Here is an 18009-nt window from a genome sequence, read left to right as displayed (position 1 = left end):
TGTCGGGCACTTTTAATTATACTTAGGAGACCATATCTCCGCTTCCTTATCGAACTGCTTGATTAGTGGCTCTTTCCCTTTGAGGTATGCCTCACGATCTCCGCCATGTTCCAAGGATAAACGATGCTTCAAGTCGCTGTACTCCCCCGCTTTTTCGGGATTCGCAATTAGATAGTCACGAAAGTTCAAGTGGCGTTTCACTTCGGTATGATCGGACAAAAAGCAATGTAGATGATGACTGCGCTTTATACCGCCTTTTTGAAAATAGCGCCGTTCGGCAATTCCGTTTTCACCTTTTGCCTCATAGCCAAGCTTCCCAAGCTTTTGATTTAACTGGTCCACCTCACTTAATGAAGTGACTTCTATTAAAATATCGATAATTGGTTTCGCTTTTATGGAAGGAATTGCAGTGCTGCCGATATGATGGATGTTCACCGCCACCTTGCCGAATATTTCTTTCAAAAGCTTTTCCTCCGTTTTAAACTGTTCCATCCACAAAGGGTTATGATCGACCACATAGTATTTCCTTGTCACTTATTTGAATTCCTTCCAGTTCTGATTGCTTTCCTCAAACAATTCTTCGAACGACTTATTCTTCTCCTTCAGGCGTTTTTCTTCTTTTATCCTGGCAGCTTCTTCTTCCTTGGCTTTCTGCTCTGTCTGAACAAGCTGGTCTTTCATCGTTTTTAATTTTGAAAAGACATTACCCTGCAGCTGATCCTTCAAGGAAAGCTTCTCTTCTTTTGGTTTGGAAGAATGGGTTTGTTGTTTTCTCTGCTTCTTCATACAAGACAAACTCCTTTATATGTTTTTTAGTAGTATAGCAGAATGGTAACTTATGCGGAATAAAATAGTTGTTTTTAGACTCTTTTTATAATTATTATAAATAAATATTAATTTTTATTTAATAGGTGTTATCATTAAAGTAATGACTTTTCAATGAAGAAAGGAATTGAAAACATGATCGGTACTATCTGCAGAATTTGTGAAAAACCGGAGAGAAAACTGAAGCATTCGGTGTTATGCGGATGCGGTGTAAGGATAAAAGTGGGGAAATAGCAGTTTTTTACGGAGTTTGGGGGTATTTGCTCCTAACTTTTTGAAAGCTTGTTACCGATATCAACGAAAATTTCCATATATCAACGATTCCGTACTAGATATCAACGGAAAAAAATTTATATCAACGAAAATAAAATTTTATCGATGAAAACACCCAACATATCGATAAAACGCACCTTTCAGCAATTTTCGACACACACAAAAAAATAAACGTCTCAAAGCACAAAAATGAAAAGAGACACCTCCCATACCGAAAGGCATCTCTCATAATCGATGGTCCATTAAAAAAGCTGTAACGATACAAACCCCAACAAGACACCCGTCAGAAAACCTGCACCATTTATCAAAAAGTATGTGCCTCTTCTCACAGGCATTGCATTCATCATCGCTTTATTGGTGACAATCCATACAGGGAAAAATAGTAGACTCGAAGTGATGGCTACGAACATGAAAAATTGGAGAAAGCCATCCTCAAGGGTTGAATCAATCAACCACCCAAACTTTGAAAGAAGATATCGGATGCTGATTACCCAAGAGCCTGCAACAAAAAAGAACCCGAAACCGAAGAGAAGATTACTGATTGCAGAAAGAGCTACATGCCGACCTAATTTGAATCCATTCATCCGACCTTCTCACAAACATAGACCATCTGATACGCATCCTTTGATAAAAGGGTTTCCTGCCAGTCCTGAAATACGTGTACAATCTCGAAGCCATGTTTAGTCAGCAAGCGCTCCATCTCTTTTGGATAGGTATACCTTAACGTGATCCTGCTACTGGTCTCTCTTTCTTCCATCCTTCTAATTGTCTTGTAATGCTGCAGCTGTTCGATTGGATCATATTCGCTAATCGTGTAGACATCCACTTTTTGCTGAGTGTCCCTGTCCACATAGCTTCTCCAATATTCCTCCGTACTTGGCTGAAGCAGCTCCCCGGGACTTGGAAACCTTGTACCGAAAATGAATATGCCCCCTGACTCCAGATGTTTGCAAACAGAGTTCAGCAACCTATCCTGATCTTCATTGGTCAAAAAATGCTGAAAGGAATTTCCCACCGTAAAGATCATCCTGCTCTTATTCGGAAGAACAAAATCAGTACAATCCTGTTCTTCCCACTGAACAAGGACAGAACGTTCTGCAGCTTTCCTTTTCGCCTCTGCAAGCATATTCCCATTGATATCTAACCCTATCATTTCAAATCCAGCCTCAGCCAATGGGATCGTAGCCCTGCCAGTCCCACATGCAAGGTCGACAATTGGCCCTTCCGCTTTGTCGGCCCACTTTAATAGGAATGGAATATCGTCCTGGAAACTCTCATTTTCCTGATCGTATAAAATTGGATCATTATATTCCTCTGCATTCTCCAATGCCTTTTTCAACACATAATCACCGTCCATTCATTCGCTAAACCTCATGTCCTACCACCCAATGCAAACGAGAAGCCAAAATGTCACTTGGTACTGCTTGCAGCATTAGATTCCGAAAACCAATTGCAACCCGATTCTCCAATTGCATCATTCTTGCCATTTTCCTGGAGTGATGGACCATTTTAGTTGTACGCCTTATGCGTTCTCTCTCATATTTGAAAATTGCTTCTGCCATATCTTTAGAATTTGATAAGCAATCTGCTAGTACAATGGCATCCTCCATCGCCTGCGCGCCGCCCTGCCCAAGATTCGGCAGCATAGGATGGGCAGCATCCCCTAGCAGAGTCACGCGTCCACTCCCCCACTGTGAAAGGGGCTTTCTATCAAAAATATCATGGTGAAGAATTGCCTCTTCAGCTGTTGCTTGAATTACAGCCTCTATCGGCGGGTACCAACCTTTTAAATGGTGAAGCGCAGCTTGTTTCCTTGAACCAAATGGAATTTCTTTTCCTTCAGGCGCATTAATTGCAGCAAACCAGAAAATCCGATCTTGCCCAAGGTGCGAAAACCCGAATCTTTTCCCAGGTCCCCATGCCTCAAAACCCCCGCCACTCTTCAAGCCATAACCCTCATCCTTGAATGAACAGATGCCACGCAACGCAGTAAAGCCTGCATATCGTAATTTATCATTTAGGATCAAGTTTGCACGGATCGCTGAATGGATACCATCAGCTCCTATCAATACATCCCCTTCGACTTGTGATCCATCAGTGAATAATGCTGTAACTTTACTTTCATCCTGTAAAAATCCTGATACACCCTTTTGCAGGTGGAGTCCCGCGCCATCGAATTTATCCAATAATATTTCTTGGAGGCTGGCACGATGAATGAGATAGCTGTATGTTCCATATCTCTCTGCCATTTCTTTTGTTGGAAGTTGAAATAATATTTTTCCATCCCAAGTCCGTATCTCCGCTTTTCCAACCTTTTTCCCCGAGATCTTTACCTCACCGGCTACACCAAGCCTCTCAAGCGCCTTCATACCATTTGCTGCCAAAACGATTCCAGCACCCATACTCTTAAATGAAGTAGCTTTATCAAAGACCTCTACTTGCCAACCTTTATTTTTTAATTGAATGGCTACAGACAACCCACCTAAACCTGCTCCAACGACTATGGCCTTTCTGTTCATAACAGCTTATCTCCGCCTTGAATTTAGATTTATTTTCCAAATCGTATAACCCTATACTAATATGAATCTTCTCGACTGTCCAAACGAAACCTGAATTAATATGTACAAAAAATAAAAAACCGCCCAAAAGGACGGTTTTCTAAAAAGCTATCAGACTATTAATAACCTGCTGCTTTAGGGTTTGGACCGTATTTGTTCGTACCTTCTTCACTGTCAAGGCACATAAATACAAGAAGAATAATCGCACCAACCAGTGGGATAAGTGCAATCAGGAACCACCAGCCGGATTTGCCTGTATCGTGCAAACGGCGGATTGCCACAGCCAATGAAGGCAAGAAAACAAATAAAGCATAAAGTCCTGATAAGATTGCAGGTAATTCTGCAACGAGCTCTACAATAGACAATGCCATAGAAATCAAAAAGTTGATGAGTGCGAACATCCAGTACTCTTTACGTCTTGCTCTGCCACTAAACGTAACATACTTTTTCAATACAGTCGTATACCAATGCATCTGAAATCCTCCTACAAAAAAAATAGTATTTTGTCACTTTAAGTCGATAAACAACCTGTTTAAAAATATATCACAAAATTGTAAAAATATCTCTATTAATTTTATTTATTTTCCAAGTTTTTTAGAATTGATTTTTTAAAAAAGGCACTACCAGATTAAATAGTGCCTTCTACCTTGCAATCTATTCACCTGCAACGTTAAACTCGGCAATCTGCCAATCCAGATGAGAGCCCATCATTGCATACATGACCATTTCAAAAGTAACTTCTTCATCCACTTCATTGGTTCCGTCGGTATAGGTATATTTTTTGGATACGCTCACCCATGCTTCTCCATTTGTAATCTGATTGATGGTATATCCAACCACCTCAACACTGAGTATCTGATATGTGTTATAAAAACTTTCGTAATTGGTATAAAGGTTAGAGTACTGGGGAGATTCATAATAAAAGGCACTCATGAATCCATCAAAGTCATTGGCAAGCTCTGAATATGCCTGGTAATAGATCGTCCTTTCAATCCCACTTTGCTCTGAATCATCCGGCATGTTCCCAAGTAGGATTTCATTTATTTCCTTCATATCTGGATGCGTGTATCCGGCTTCCCCAAGTATTACTAGGTCTTCCGCAATTATATCTGCCATTCCTATTCCATTGACATCGTTTTGGATCACCTGGCGATAGAAGCGGAACGCATCAGCGAAATAATCTGTAAGCAGCAGTCCATGTGCAAGATTCAAAGTACTGAAGTTATTGTTTGGGTCAAGGCCCATTGCCTGCTGGGAGGATGTGACGGATTCCTCGGGTTTTTGATTCAGGATCTGGTGCCACGCCAGGTTTTTATAGGCCTGTGCCAGATACACATTATAGGCAGGGTTGTTCAGCTCGGTCAGGATCGACACACTTTCCATGCTATCCTCGAGTGCGAAGTACGGATAATCCAATTTGGCCTTGATCTCTGCCATCGAATTGGTTACTATAGCTTCCGCAAATCTTGCATCCGGGCTTTGATTGTAGGCATATAACTCCCTTGCCATATTGCGGCCCTGCGTATAGCTTTTTAAGGCATCCTCCAATTGTCCGTTATTATAGTAGGTATCCCCTTCCACCAGATAGTCCTGAATGATGGACATCCCTTGTTCGTAAATGACGTTCACATCAACAGGCAATTCTACTCCAACACTGATGATAAGATCGATCGCGCTATTCCCTTCGACCTGTTCTTCCGCAACTACAGATTGCTCCAGCACATAACCTTTTTCCAGCAAAAGATTTTCCTCAGTCGTAATGGCTCCAACTGTCAGACCAGCCGCCTCCAGCGCTGCAATCGCTTCTTCTTCAGTCAATGCAAGTACATTCGGTACCGTTACCTGCTCAGGCGGATCAACAACCGGATCATCAGGCTTATCTGGTTCCACCGGACCAACAGGTTTATCTGGATTTACAGGATCTACTTTCTTCGTTTCGTCATCACCAAAAACAGAAATAAGGAAAAAAACCAAAAAGAATATGACAATCGACCCGACAAAGGACAGGCCAAAGATCAATAGGTTCTTATTCTTTTTCGGGGCGCTGCTTGCCTCGTTTTGTTTGAGTAGGGGGACAGTTTTGGGATCATTGGCAGGAGATGTGTTAGAAATAGGTGTTGTGTATACTTTTGCATTGTTTACAGGAGTAGTGAAGGAGTTGCTGTCAGGTTGGAGCAGTGCTTGCTGGAAGGCTCCCATGGTAGGAAACCGATCCTGGGAACGGATGGAAAGAGCCTTTAGGATGGCAGATTCCGCATGTGGTGGAATCGCTACCCCGAGCCGGCTTGGCGGTGTCAGGCTTTCCTCATCCAACCTATCCAAGGATTCCGGAGGGACTTTTCCAGTCAGCACCCGATAGAAGGTTGCCGCCAACCCGTAAATATCTGTCCAGGGGCCTTGGTTCCCTTTGCTGCGGTACTGTTCTTCAGGAGCATATCCCGGCTTCAGGATGACGGAAAGACTCTTATTCGAATCGCTTACCGCATGCCTTGCCGCACCGAAATCGAGCAGCTTCACCTCTCCCTGCATCGTGATATAGATATTGTCCGGACTGATGTCACGATGGAGTATCCCATCCTTGTGCACGGTGGCCAATGCTTCCATGACCGGTACCATGATGGCGAGTCCCTGCTCATATGGTAGCCTGCCGCCGAACTGCTCCAAATATTTTTTCAAGTCAATTCCTTCAAGATAATACATGACAAGATAGGCAGTGCCATTTTCCTTGAAAAAATCCCGGACAGATACGATGCCTGGTTGATTATTATATTTCGCTAAGATCTTTGCTTCTTCTAAAAACTTGTTCATTCCGTTCACAAAATGGGTTTTGACATTTCCCGTGTAAAAAGTGACTTCCGCCTCCCCGCTGTTCCTGGAAGCAAAATCGCGAGGCATATACTCCTTGATGGCAAGCTTCATATCAAGCTGAAGATCCCATCCAATATAGGTGATGCCGAATCCGCCCTGTCCGAGTACCCGCCCTACCAGATATTTATCCTGTAAAATGGTGCCTGGCACCAGATGCTGCGGAGAATCCGGCAGTGTCCCATCTATCCAGCCACAATGTGGACAGGGGCTCTGACCAACATTTTCGGACATGCAACCTAGACATCGTTGCTCATGAGGCTCCATGTTATTCCCCCTCGAACTTTATTGGTTTTACTTCAGCTGCTCAACCCTCCTTGCCTTCCACCTCAAAAGCATCATTATAGGAAAATAAATGATTGAATTATAAATTACCAGAAAGAAAAAGGTCACGATGATGCCATATCCCCCTATCCAGCTGCCGTTCCCTATTGATGGAAAGAGATTTATCAAAATGGCATAAAATAACAAAGCGATTAGATTGGCCAATCCAAAACCAAGGATCGGACCAATGATCCGGCGCACCCATCCTTTTTTAGATCGGATCATTACAAGTGCAGTGGCAATAATCACAAGAGTGGATATCGCGAACTCTAGGACCACGCCAAATATGTCATAAAAATCCCGGTTCATTATCCCCAAGAAAGTTCCTTCATCATTGGTCGTGGAGAATGCAAGATTACCGGAGGGCAGTTTATCATATTTACCACGATAGACATCCCATAGCGCTGGATTATGGACAATCTCATCTGGCATGAATTCAAACAACCCTGATTTCCCCTCCAGCTTTTCCATCGGTAGATTGGATGCAAAATACTGATCTTTCGGTACGGCGACCTGTACCTCAAGCCCATTGAACTCCCCCCAGGCAGATGCCGGCTGCAGCAGATATTGGTACAATTCCACCCAGTTGATGTAACTGGATTTATCAATTCCCGATTCCTGTTGATATTCCAGTCTGAGGGATACATCCGAATTTGCAGGGAAACGAACCGGAAATGTCACGACCTTAGCCTCCTCCACCATGTCATACCCGGTCCAATTCCCCATATCTTCACTTGTTAAGGGGTCTATATACAGGAAATCGGTGGATTGAAAGACTGTCAGGAAATCGCGATACTCCTCTTTATTTTCGTAAATCTGCAATTTATCCTGTAAAAGGGGTTCGTTGTTTATCGAGATTTTCAAGCTTTGACTGGCATGTGATGGTGTATAAGGAAATGCTAGCAAGGTATCGATCGCCTCATCAAGAGGATTATTAAATGTATAATCTACTACTACATCAGCCTGATAATTTTCCTTTGATAAAATGAATTGAAGACGTTCCCCCTTTACAACAACGGGACTATCCTGCACAGGAATGAGTGTGCCATTTGGTTCAGGTTTATATATCGGTGAGCTATTGGCAAATCCTATAACGGGAAACAGGATAATAAAATAAAATAGGATTATAGATAATGAAGCTCTTCCCTTTTTCATCTGACTATCTACCATTCAAATTTCTGGCCGCAAAATGGGATGAAGAGCAGCTTTGTCTCTCCCATTTCAATGGTATCTCCTTCCTTCAACTGTGCAGTATAATCTACCACCTGATCATTGACATACACAAGACCCCTCCCGCCTCCAGCCAGCAGGCGAAACTCCTTGCGTTTTGGATCATATATGACCGTCGCCTGATTTTCCCTGGATATGCTCGGATCCCCTGTTATGGAAATATCATTTGAAGTTGACCTCCCGATCGTATTCCGTTCTGAATGGATCCGGAAATCCCTGCCCCGGTCTTTTCCCTCTATGCAGACCAGCCAACCGACAACCGGATCGACACCCTCCTCCTTTTGATGAAGCCTTACTGTCTTCGCATCCTCGGAAGATGGTTGCTTCCCTTGCTGCTGGATTGGCTTCGGGGGGATAATCCCTGGCTGCGGTGTTCCCCCTCCCTGCCAGGAGTCCATGTTCACTTTCGGCGGTATGACAGGAATCGTTTTACCTGCCTGAGGCGGTGACACTTGCCCTTGACAGTGTGGACACCCCCCTGACGCAGCATTGTAGAAATGACCATTTGAACATTGCACCATACTCATGTGTCAAATCCCCCTTTATGTGATGAGTTTAATCAACACCAACACCATGACAAAACCGACAATCCATAGCCAGGCAGGTGTTTTATTATTGTCCATCGTACCTTGCTGATATCCCTTATCAAGAGGCTGTAATAGTGCCTCTTTAAATTCACGGACTGTTTGATAGCGGTTTTCCCCTTTTACAGAAAGAGCCTTCATCAGCGCATGTTCGATCGATGGGGAAAGTGAAACACCATTCCTTGAAGGTGGTGTTAATGTATCCTTCTCCAAACGGTTCATCGCATCACGCGGAATCTTTCCTGTGATAGCCTTATAGAAAGTGGCACTTATCGAATAGATGTCACTCCATGGCCCCCGGTTCCCTCTTGTTCGATACTGCTCTTCCGGTGTAAAGCCCGGCTTAAAAATAATCGAAAACTCCTGATTCTGCTGCTTCATCGCATACCGTGCAGCGCCAAAATCAATCAGCTTCACCTGTCGATTTGGCAGGACCATAATATTATCCGGACTGATATCGCGGTGAAGCATCCCGACTTCATGTACAGCCTGGAGGGCATCAAGCGCAGGAATCAGGATTCCCAATGCTGAATCGACCCCCATCCTTCCACCATTCTCCTCGATGATCTTCATCCAGGTCTTCCCCTCCACATACTGCATGACAAGATAAGCTGTCATATGCTCATGGAAGAAATCATACACGGCCACCATGCCAGGATGACGGGTAAAGCGCGCAAGTGATCCCGCTTCATCTTGAAACCTCTGAAGTCCATATTGAAAAAGTTCCTGATAACCGTCCGAAGTTGTCTCCACATCTTTATTGGGGTTTCGCCTAGCAATATCAATAGGAAAGTATTCTTTTATGGCAACTCTAGTTGAATGCTGCAAATCATAGGCTGCATACGTAATACCAAAACCACCCTGCCCGAGGACCCTTCCGATCAGATAACGTTGCTGCAGAATCACACCATGCGGGAGGGCAGATGGAAATTCATTCTTGATTTTTTCCTTCCAACCGCAATATAAACAGGTAGGTCCCGCCCCTTCCATCAACTGAAAACAAGCCATGCACCTCTTTTGCATCACTTTACAGCTCAAACTTGATTTCAAAGATTTCCTGTGACGACCCTATTCTGATCATCGAACTTGTGGCTGCTGTCAGTTGATGCTCCCCGCTAATGGGGAACCATGCACCATTTCGCTCTTGAAGGAATGTGCCATGAGTGGAGCCCATATCCTGAACAAGGACTGTATCAAATCTGGCAGGGTGGAGGGCGAGTCTGACATGGGATTTTGACACGCTATCTTCACTGATGATGATATTCGAAAGATTGGCATCCCTGCCAATCACGACACCTTCTGCAGGAATAGGGATGACGGCCCCCTGATACATTCCGCTCTTTCCGACCAGGAAAGCAGTAGAGCCAGTAAAACGCTGATCCTTTTGATGATCTATCTCCTGTAATGGAGAGGTTACCGCAAGCTGTTGCGGGACGCCATAAAGATTTGCAACAGCACCTTCCTGCGGCCTGGACGAATCCAAAGCCATGATGAAAAATGGAATACCTATCAGGGCCGTTCCAAGACCAAAAATCCAGTAATCCTTCCCCAATCGTTTGGCAATCTCCCCAAAAACAATAGCAGACCATATCATAGGACCGACAAACGGGATAAGTAATAGCAGGAGGTAATTATTAGGCAGAAAGGAGCACTGGTGGATCAAATACATATTGTAAAAAGGCACCATATAACCCCAAAATTTTCCGATGCCAAATTTCCTTCCCAGTCGGAACATACAATAGGCACTCAATACGTAAATACCGATCATGAAGATGACATATACCATAAACAGAATGAGCACTTCGAAAAGATCAACCATGCATTCACCCCCTTTTTTCGATCACAGGACAAAAACAGCCATCGCTGTATAGTTGTCATGGTTATTTTTCGCCCGACCCAACAGCCTTTTTTCCATCTTCGCAAGCCACTCTTCCGGAGAATGAGACTTGTAATAGTCGACTTCCATCTCACCCTCCATGACATACTCCCAGAATCCATCAGTGCATAGTAGAAGTGCATCCCCTGTTTGAAGCGGGGAATCCACCATGAGATAGGAAGGCTTCAGTTCCCTGTCCTTTCCCAGTGACTTCAATACTTTATTGCGGTCCTCATGCGTACGCATTTCCTTTTCTGTTATCTCCCCATGCTTCACCATCATTTGCACAATACTATGATCCCTGGTCCTTAGATCAATCCTGCCGTTTCGGAACAAATAGCACCTTGAGTCCCCAAGATGCCCGATGATTGTTTGCCCGCCATTTGTCAACGCCGCGACGATGGTGGTCTGCATGTTTTGGAACTGTGCATTTTCATTTTGAAGGTCCATTATCCTTTCATTTGCAAACAGAAAATGTGCATCGAGCATCTCCTTCGATACTGAAGGATCCCGTTCAAAATGACGCAGCATGCTTTCCACGGCCAACTGCGAAGCGACTTCTCCGCCATGATGTCCTCCCATCCCATCGGCTACAACCCACAAGTAACAATCTTCCATCCTTTCGGCGATACAATTATCCTCGTTGTACCTCCTCCCCCCTTTTTTTGAAAAAGAAGACCACCGGCAGAGCATCACATGTTCTCCAATCGGACAGTAAAGCCGTTACCAGGATTCGCTAAATAAAAGCTGTTCCCAGATTGCAAAGGGTATTTGCTGTTTGGATGCATCCTTTGTCCGTTAGCAAGATAGGTTCCATTTGTTGATTGAAGATCGATCACGTAGAATTGCCGATTCAATGAATCGAATCCAACCTGACAGTGAGTACCGCTTATATCCGAAACAGAAAAGATCAGCTGACTTGAAGAAGGATTCCTCCCAAGCGTTATTGGCTGGGATATCTTGAATTTTTGCCCGCTATACTGTCCGCTGGTGCCAATGAGATAAGGAACAGCAGTCTTGTTAAAAGAAGGACCAGATGCTTGCGGCTGTATGATTTGTCCCGGTTGCTGTGCATCATGCGGCTTCATCTGTTGAGATCCTGGAAGCACTCTTCGACTCACTTCCCTTACCATGACGCGTCCCCGTTTCGTCACGGAAAGAACAACCGCCGCTCCGGCCAACACTACCGCAACAACGACCAGTATTAGAGTTAAGGTCCCTTGTAGACCACCACCGCCATTGGAAGTCTCTTTGCGGTCTTCCAACTCATATCGGATACCAAGCTGGTCAAGCTCCACCAGTAGTTCGTCTGCCTGAATGCTCCAGCCTATGTTGTCTCCGAGACGTATTCTGTCAATTTTCTTCTCACCCGTTTCATCAAATATTTCCGTTGCAGCCAGTGATGCACTGCTATTTATCCCGATAACTGCTCCATTTTCTGTAAAAAGAGGTCCTCCGGAATTCCCTGGATTGATCGGGGCATCTGTCTGATAAAGAGCTACACCATCAATCGACATGACCTTGGCGCTTATTATCCCTTCTGCCACCTTCACCTCTGTCATTGCCGAAAAGTCCACTACTCTTGAGTCAATGGCCGCTCCCGGAAAGCCCATGACAAAAACACGGTCAGCCTTTTTTATCTCCTCTGCTTTCGTAAATGTCACAGCCGGGCGCTCAAGGTTCACCTGTGTCTGCAAAACTGCGAGGTCCTTGACAGGAGAGGCCCATATAACTGCTGCAGGTATATTATTATTTGGATCTAGCAGAACACTGACAGGCTGCCCTTCCTCTGCACAGGCAATTACATGGTGATTGGTCACTACATGTCCGCCATCCCCGACAACAAATCCTGTTCCGATTCCAAAAGAACCCGCATTCATATCACCACAAATGATAAGAACCGTACTTGCCTCCATCTCTTCGACACTTTTAGCAGAAGCGAATAGAGGCACCGTTAAAAGAAACATGAGAAAACTTATGATTGCAAGCGAGATCGACCGTCTCAAAGACATGCTAGTTTTCACCTTCTTTCTTTTCCTTCTCTTGATTAAAAAAGTCCCATTTATCAGGAATCCAATCTTTATACTTGTCAGTTCCAACCCAACTCACATAACCGAAATAGCCTCCCCCACAGACAATGACCAGAACTAAGAATGTCAGCATTAACTGAAGGATTTTCTTTTTCCGACTAGGTACCGGATGATTCCGTTGTGTTCCTTCCATCAATTGTACCGGAGCAAGCACTGCCTCCTCGTGCACATTTAGAATTGCCACAGTGGCATTATCCTGGTATGGATGTGCTTGCGCCAATACCTTTTGGATGATTGATTGACAAACATCCTTCCTGCTCTCTTTTAAACTCTCAATCATTTCCCGCTCCGATAAATACCCATAAACCCCATCGCTGCACAACAAAATCCGGTCACCGGCTTCAAGGGGAAATGGCTTTACGTTCACATCCAAATCGGAAAGCGCTTGTAATCCCACGTAGCTTGTTAGCGCATCCTTTTGGGGGTCCTCCTCTACATCCTCCTTCGAGAGCTTCCCACGAGCGACTCCCTCCAATAGTTCATTCTCATACACATGGTCTTCGGTCAATTGGATAAGCTCCTGATTGCGGAACAGATAGATGCGGCTGTCCCCCACCGATATCCAATATAAGTGATGCTCTTTGATGACCGCAGCTACCAGTGTTGTCCCGACCATGTCTTCAAGACCAACACTTTCTGCAAAACGGCACACCATTTCATTTGCATACAATACCGAGGCACGCAAAAGATGTGGAATACTCCCTTTCACAGAAAGGTCCTGGTAATACTGCAAAAAAGCCTGGACCGCAATCCCACTCGCTTCCCTCCCAGCAGTCATCCCCCCCATCCCATCTGCAACGATTGCCAAATAACCTCGCTTTTGAATCAAGTCCTCTTGATCAAAGGCGGAAAAACCGAATGAATCCTCCTGCTGTTCTCGGCCCCCGATATGCTGGGCATTATCCGGGATGATGTACATACATTCACCTCACTGAGCTTAAAAAATTATTATTTTTAAACGAGGAAAATAGCTATAATTCGCACAAATGTTCATGACTAAAGACATGTACAAACACCAAAATTAGTAAATTCCTAAGCAAAATGTATGAACAAACCTTAAGTTTTATATCTTGTACGACATAATAAATATGATTAACGTCCCTTTCCTTTCAGGCAAACGACCAAATGAATAATAAACTACTTTTGTTAGAAAAATAAAACACAGGATTTTATTAATGAAAGAGGTTTTTATGATGGATTTCAGACGACTACGAGGATACGGGTGGCAATCTTCATTTCTAGATAATTTGATGATTCTCATTTCGAGAAAGATCCGTTACGTTTATTTCTTTGTGATGGTTTTTCTTTGGCTGAATAAGAAATGTCACAAAAAAATGACCAATGATGCCCTACTTTCGATATTGGCTGCATTGGTAACCAATAGAATTATTAAGCTTTTTTACTTTCGGCCTAGACCCTTTGTAAATAGACGCATTGGAATTTTGATTCCTTCCAAAACAGATTCTTCCTTTCCAAGTAAACATACGTTGCTGGTTTTTGCACTTTCTTCATCTATCTACTTTTATAAACGAATACTTGGATCCTTTCTTTTGGGATTGTCCTTGCTTACAGGGGTTTCACGTGTCTGGGTAGGCTCTCACTATCCATCTGACATCTTCGGGAGCGGCATGATAGGTTTTTTTATAGGCTTGATGCTGCACAAACGATCAGGAACTCATAGTTAAAATACTAGTTTTAGTTTATTGGTCCACACTTTTTAGTTGCTTGGGGGTGATTTTCCATGAGAACTCGTTCTTTCCTTATCATTTTCATGATCAGTTTGATCGTTGCGGGTGTAATTATTGATAGTAATATTCATCAACATACGCAAGAGGCTGAGATTACTCATGTTCAAAATCAGACTTCAAAAAAAGTGGTTCTCCTTGTAATTGACTCTTTAATGGATGAGTCGCTAAAACAAGCCATTGAGAAAAATAAAGCACCCGCTTTAGCTTTTTTCATGAAACATGGAAACTACAGTAACACCCTTGTGAGTTCCTATCCCACTATGTCCGTTACGATTGATAGCTCTATCATCACAGGCACCTATCCCGATCAGCATAAAATCCCTGCCCTCATTTGGTTTGATAAAAATAAGCAGCGGATCATCAGCTATGGAAACGGCTTTTTCGAAATCCTGAAGCTTGGTCCTACACAAATAGCAGAGAACAGCCTCTACCACTATAATAATCTCGACCTTTCTCCAAACGTCACCACCATCCACGAGGAATTGGATAGACTAGGGAAGAAGTCCGCCTCCATCAATGCATTGATCTATCGGGGAAATGTCAGGCATACATTAAAAATCCCTAAACCGGTTGCAAATTTTACAGATCTCCCCGAAGAGTATCAAACAAAAGGGCCTACTTACCTTTCCATGGGCAGGCTGTTACAACAAGATCCCAAGAACAAGCATACAGTGAATAGATTCGGACTTAATGATGCCTATTCAGCACAGGAATTGATTTACCTTTTAAAGAAAAATATTCTACCGGCATTTACTATTCTCTACTTTCCGGAAAATGACCATCCTGTACATAAGAAAGGACCAGAAACATTAAAAGGGATTGAAGAACTTGATGAACAGCTTCAAAAAGTATTGAATGCATACCCAACTTGGGAGGATGCCCTTGAAAATATGGTATGGATAATCATCGGGGACAGTAATCAATCTTCAATTAAAGAGGACAAAAAAGAAGCGCTGATTGATCTAAGAGACTCACTTCAAGGCTATAAAGTCCTGGAACTGGGGGAAAAGGTAAGTCCTAAAGACGAGCTTGTAATCACAGCGAATGAACGTATGGCCTATATTTATAATCTAGGTGAACTTTCGGCTAGCGGAAAGATTGCGTCCACTTTGAATCGTGACTCACGGATTGCCTGGATAGCTTGGAAGGACGACAAGGGCATCCATGTCTTTTCCCCTCACCATGAAGGGATGCTTTCCATTGATTCAGATGGTCCCTTCAAGGATGAATATCAACAAAACTGGTCGCTCCAAGGAAATGTCACCATTTTAGATATGAAATTGAAAGATAATTATATTGAGTATGGAGATTATCCCGATGCACTAGCCCGGTTATACGGAGCCATGCACTCGCAAGAAGGGGAATTTTTAATTGCGGATGCAGAACCGGGCTATGAATTTGTCGGGGAAAGCTCACCGGATCATGTCGGTGGAGGGGCACACGGTTCCATGCACAAAGTCGATTCCGTCACCCCCATCCTGGTAACCGGGACGGATAAGGGCATTGACAAGCTTCGGATGGTCGATTTGAAGGAATGGATTTTGGAATTATTGGAGTAATCACAAGGCATCCTCTTAATAAATTGGGGTAAACATACTTCCATAAATCTCTTTTGCACAAAAATGGGTTGCTTATGCACAAAAATTCTATTTTGCGGTGAAATCTACCCCACTTACGCTTAAAACATTGAAAATACGATGAAAAATCATGACAATATGCACAAAACGCAATTTCTGACAGATTCTACATACAAAAAAAGCGCTCAAGGGGTCATTGATTCCTGAGCACTTTTACTTTATTTCCTTTTATTGATCTGCAGCCTTTTCGTTTTTTCATTCACATAGGCATAGATTATATCCTTAACTTCAAGATTGTTCGTTTGCAGCTTTTCCATTAACCAATCCTTCGATTTACCAAGCAATTTCAGATTTTTATCCTGAACCCTGCCGTCAATGATAACCGCTATAGGTAACCCTTCATCATCAATTGAGATTTCCAGGTGCTGAACTGTGACAGGAGTATTCTCCGGTTTTGGAATAATGCTGATTTCACCGATCGGCTCCAGGATCGCATAATCAATATCAGATATTTTCGGGTAGCCTTTACTTCTTAAAATGGAAAGCAACTGCGCGATCGACACCATCGTCTTTTCCATATTATCCTCGATGATCTCACCATTTTTCACGAGCAGAGTTGGCTCACCAAGAAAAAACCGGTTTCCCCATTGCCATAATGTCAGCTTGGAAAAGATGATATGCAGGATTACCAAAATGCTCAATGCACCAAGTGTCGGCAGAAACTCCGTACTGATCAGGGGTTCTGATGCCACTGTACCAACAATGATGATGGCAACCAGATCATAAGGGGTCATCTGGACAATCGTGGATTTCCCCATCAGGCGCATGATGGCAATGGTTATTAAATAGATGACAAAGATTTTGATAACTAAAGTCATGTTTCCTACCTCGAATAGCGTTTTAGGATATCATTCCCTTATTTTCATAATCTATCCGATTATTTAGTTCTATCCATTAATATGTTGTAGCCTTCTGCTTTCATAATAGAGATTACATTTTCTTCTGCGAATTCTTCTAATCTAATTAAATAACGGTGCGGTTTAAATCCAACAATCCTTAGCGGGAATCCCTTTTTCATCGAAATCACTACACCGGTCTGAATCCATCCGAAGCGTTTGAAATTCAACTGCCCAATCTGAGATGCATGTATCTTTCTTTTATAAATCCGTTTTTTAAGAAAGATAATATGATAGGATAGAACTTCTTTATCTATGGTCAATTCATAGCTGGTTCCCAAGGCAAGAAGAATAAAACCAATTATTATAAAATGAAAGGAAAAGAGGTTAACAGAATCAAAATTCAATGCCAATGATGCGAGTGTCAAGGCCAGTAAAAATATCAGCACTCCCCTTTGTGTTTTGGCACGATAAATCAATTAAGTCACCCTTCCTATCTGTTTGTAATAGATGACTGTCGTGTGGAGTGTTCCATCTGCGGATCTTGCATAGTTCGGTATTCTCCCCACTTCAACATATCCAAGGGAATTGTAGAGGCTGTTGGCCGGAGTTCCTTCCCTAGTATCCAAGACCAATAATGTTTTGCCATCTTGGATCGCTTTTTCTTCAGCAGCTATCATGAGCTTTCTTGCGATACCTTGCTGCCTGAAATCAGGGTGTACCATCATTTTTGCGATCTCGGCCCTATGCCGCCCATTTTGACTGGAGCATTCATGAAGCTGAACACTTCCTACCACCCTGTCCTGTATTCTGGCAATAAAGAGTGAGATTCCAGATTCCTCAACACTTTTCCAATACTCCACTGCAGCTTCTTTCGTAACCGGAGGCAGGAACCCAATGGATGCACCTTCGACAACGAGAGTGAGCATTTCTACTAGTTCATCGAGGTAGGTTTCGATCTCTTCAATTTGTTCGATGGATAATGGATTTTTCATATGTATTCTCCTCACAAAGCAATCGGAATTATTTTCCTTTTTTTAAAATTATAGCATGAATGGATATGGCGGACAGCTAGAAATAATAAATAGTTTGTTAGGTTTATTGACAAATGCATTCAATACATAAACGAAAAGGCACCCCTTGTAAAAAAAGAGTGCCCAGAA

The 18009-nt window shown here is 43.2% G+C and carries 19 protein-coding genes; 2 read left to right on the top strand and 17 right to left on the bottom strand.

All coding sequences use genetic code 11. The annotated features are described in order from the left end of the window. Window positions 1-12: 12 nt before the first annotated feature. The 14 genes from JOC95_RS15205 to JOC95_RS15140 form a co-directional block, all read right to left on the bottom strand. Window positions 13-534: a GrpB family protein gene (locus JOC95_RS15205; protein ID WP_338083107.1), complete on the bottom strand. Its 522-nt coding sequence runs from the start codon at window positions 532-534 to the stop codon at window positions 13-15. Then, on the bottom strand, window positions 535-786 hold the full coding sequence (locus tag JOC95_RS15200) for a YqkE family protein (protein ID WP_204418036.1): 252 nt from the start codon (window positions 784-786) through the stop codon (window positions 535-537). A 554-nt stretch (window positions 787-1340) separates the two neighbouring features. Then, window positions 1341-1682 (bottom strand): hypothetical protein, encoded by a 342-nt coding sequence (locus JOC95_RS15195; RefSeq protein WP_204418035.1) that lies wholly within the window; start codon window positions 1680-1682, stop codon window positions 1341-1343. Continuing rightward, on the bottom strand, window positions 1679-2455 hold the full coding sequence (locus JOC95_RS15190) for a class I SAM-dependent DNA methyltransferase (protein ID WP_204418034.1): 777 nt from the start codon (window positions 2453-2455) through the stop codon (window positions 1679-1681). Before JOC95_RS15190 ends, JOC95_RS15195 begins: the two co-directional genes overlap by 4 nt. Before the next feature lie 7 nt (window positions 2456-2462). Next, window positions 2463-3617: an FAD-dependent monooxygenase gene (locus JOC95_RS15185; protein ID WP_204418033.1), complete on the bottom strand. Its 1155-nt coding sequence runs from the start codon at window positions 3615-3617 to the stop codon at window positions 2463-2465. 158 nt (window positions 3618-3775) lie between these two features. Next, window positions 3776-4129 carry a DUF805 domain-containing protein gene (locus JOC95_RS15180; protein WP_204418032.1) on the bottom strand — a complete coding sequence of 118 codons (354 nt, stop codon included), beginning with the start codon at window positions 4127-4129 and terminating at the stop codon, window positions 3776-3778. Window positions 4130-4310: 181 nt separating this feature from the next. After that, window positions 4311-6788, bottom strand: a complete 2478-nt coding sequence (locus JOC95_RS15175; protein ID WP_204418031.1) for a protein kinase domain-containing protein — start codon at window positions 6786-6788, stop codon at window positions 4311-4313. A gap of 27 nt (window positions 6789-6815) precedes the next feature. Further along, a complete protein-coding gene (locus JOC95_RS15170; protein ID WP_204418030.1) occupies window positions 6816-8000 on the bottom strand; it encodes a hypothetical protein in 1185 nt (394 codons plus the stop codon). 8 nt (window positions 8001-8008) lie between these two features. Further along, window positions 8009-8602 (bottom strand): FHA domain-containing protein, encoded by a 594-nt coding sequence (locus JOC95_RS15165; RefSeq protein WP_204418029.1) that lies wholly within the window; start codon window positions 8600-8602, stop codon window positions 8009-8011. A gap of 15 nt (window positions 8603-8617) precedes the next feature. Then, window positions 8618-9667, bottom strand: coding sequence for a serine/threonine protein kinase (locus tag JOC95_RS15160; protein ID WP_204418028.1), 1050 nt, complete (start codon window positions 9665-9667; stop codon window positions 8618-8620). Between the two features lie 19 nt (window positions 9668-9686). Next, on the bottom strand, window positions 9687-10478 hold the full coding sequence (locus tag JOC95_RS15155) for an FHA domain-containing protein (RefSeq protein WP_204418027.1): 792 nt from the start codon (window positions 10476-10478) through the stop codon (window positions 9687-9689). A gap of 21 nt (window positions 10479-10499) precedes the next feature. Further along, entirely contained in the window at window positions 10500-11228 is a 729-nt protein-coding gene (locus tag JOC95_RS15150) for a PP2C family protein-serine/threonine phosphatase (protein WP_275580569.1), read from the bottom strand. Then, complete coding sequence (locus JOC95_RS15145) at window positions 11228-12547, bottom strand: trypsin-like peptidase domain-containing protein (RefSeq protein ID WP_204418025.1); 1320 nt, start codon at window positions 12545-12547, stop codon at window positions 11228-11230. Before JOC95_RS15145 ends, JOC95_RS15150 begins: the two co-directional genes overlap by 1 nt. A 1-nt stretch (window position 12548) precedes the next feature. Beyond that, entirely contained in the window at window positions 12549-13544 is a 996-nt protein-coding gene (locus JOC95_RS15140) for a PP2C family protein-serine/threonine phosphatase (RefSeq protein WP_204418024.1), read from the bottom strand. Between the two features lie 256 nt (window positions 13545-13800). Between JOC95_RS15140 and JOC95_RS15135 the strand changes: the two genes are divergently transcribed. Further along, complete coding sequence (locus JOC95_RS15135) at window positions 13801-14310, top strand: phosphatase PAP2 family protein (protein WP_338083106.1); 510 nt, start codon at window positions 13801-13803, stop codon at window positions 14308-14310. 56 nt (window positions 14311-14366) lie between these two features. Further along, on the top strand, window positions 14367-15932 hold the full coding sequence (locus JOC95_RS15130) for an alkaline phosphatase family protein (protein ID WP_204418023.1): 1566 nt from the start codon (window positions 14367-14369) through the stop codon (window positions 15930-15932). A 236-nt stretch (window positions 15933-16168) separates the two neighbouring features. Here JOC95_RS15130 and JOC95_RS15125 read toward each other — a convergent pair whose 3' ends face one another. Genes JOC95_RS15125 through JOC95_RS15115 form a run of 3 tightly spaced genes read right to left on the bottom strand, consistent with a single transcriptional unit; the run spans window position 16169 to window position 17841 of the window. After that, complete coding sequence (locus tag JOC95_RS15125; RefSeq protein WP_204418022.1) at window positions 16169-16828, bottom strand: DUF421 domain-containing protein; 660 nt, start codon at window positions 16826-16828, stop codon at window positions 16169-16171. 59 nt (window positions 16829-16887) lie between these two features. Further along, complete coding sequence (locus JOC95_RS15120; protein ID WP_204418021.1) at window positions 16888-17325, bottom strand: hypothetical protein; 438 nt, start codon at window positions 17323-17325, stop codon at window positions 16888-16890. Next, a complete protein-coding gene (locus JOC95_RS15115; RefSeq protein ID WP_204418020.1) occupies window positions 17326-17841 on the bottom strand; it encodes a GNAT family N-acetyltransferase in 516 nt (171 codons plus the stop codon). Between the last annotated feature and the right edge of the window lie 168 nt (window positions 17842-18009).

This window comes from Sutcliffiella tianshenii (assembly GCF_016908565.1).
GTDB lineage: Bacteria > Bacillota > Bacilli > Bacillales > Bacillaceae_I > Sutcliffiella_A > Sutcliffiella_A tianshenii.
Note: the sequence above shows the minus strand (reverse complement) of the source record. Positions and strands in the feature narration are given on the sequence as shown.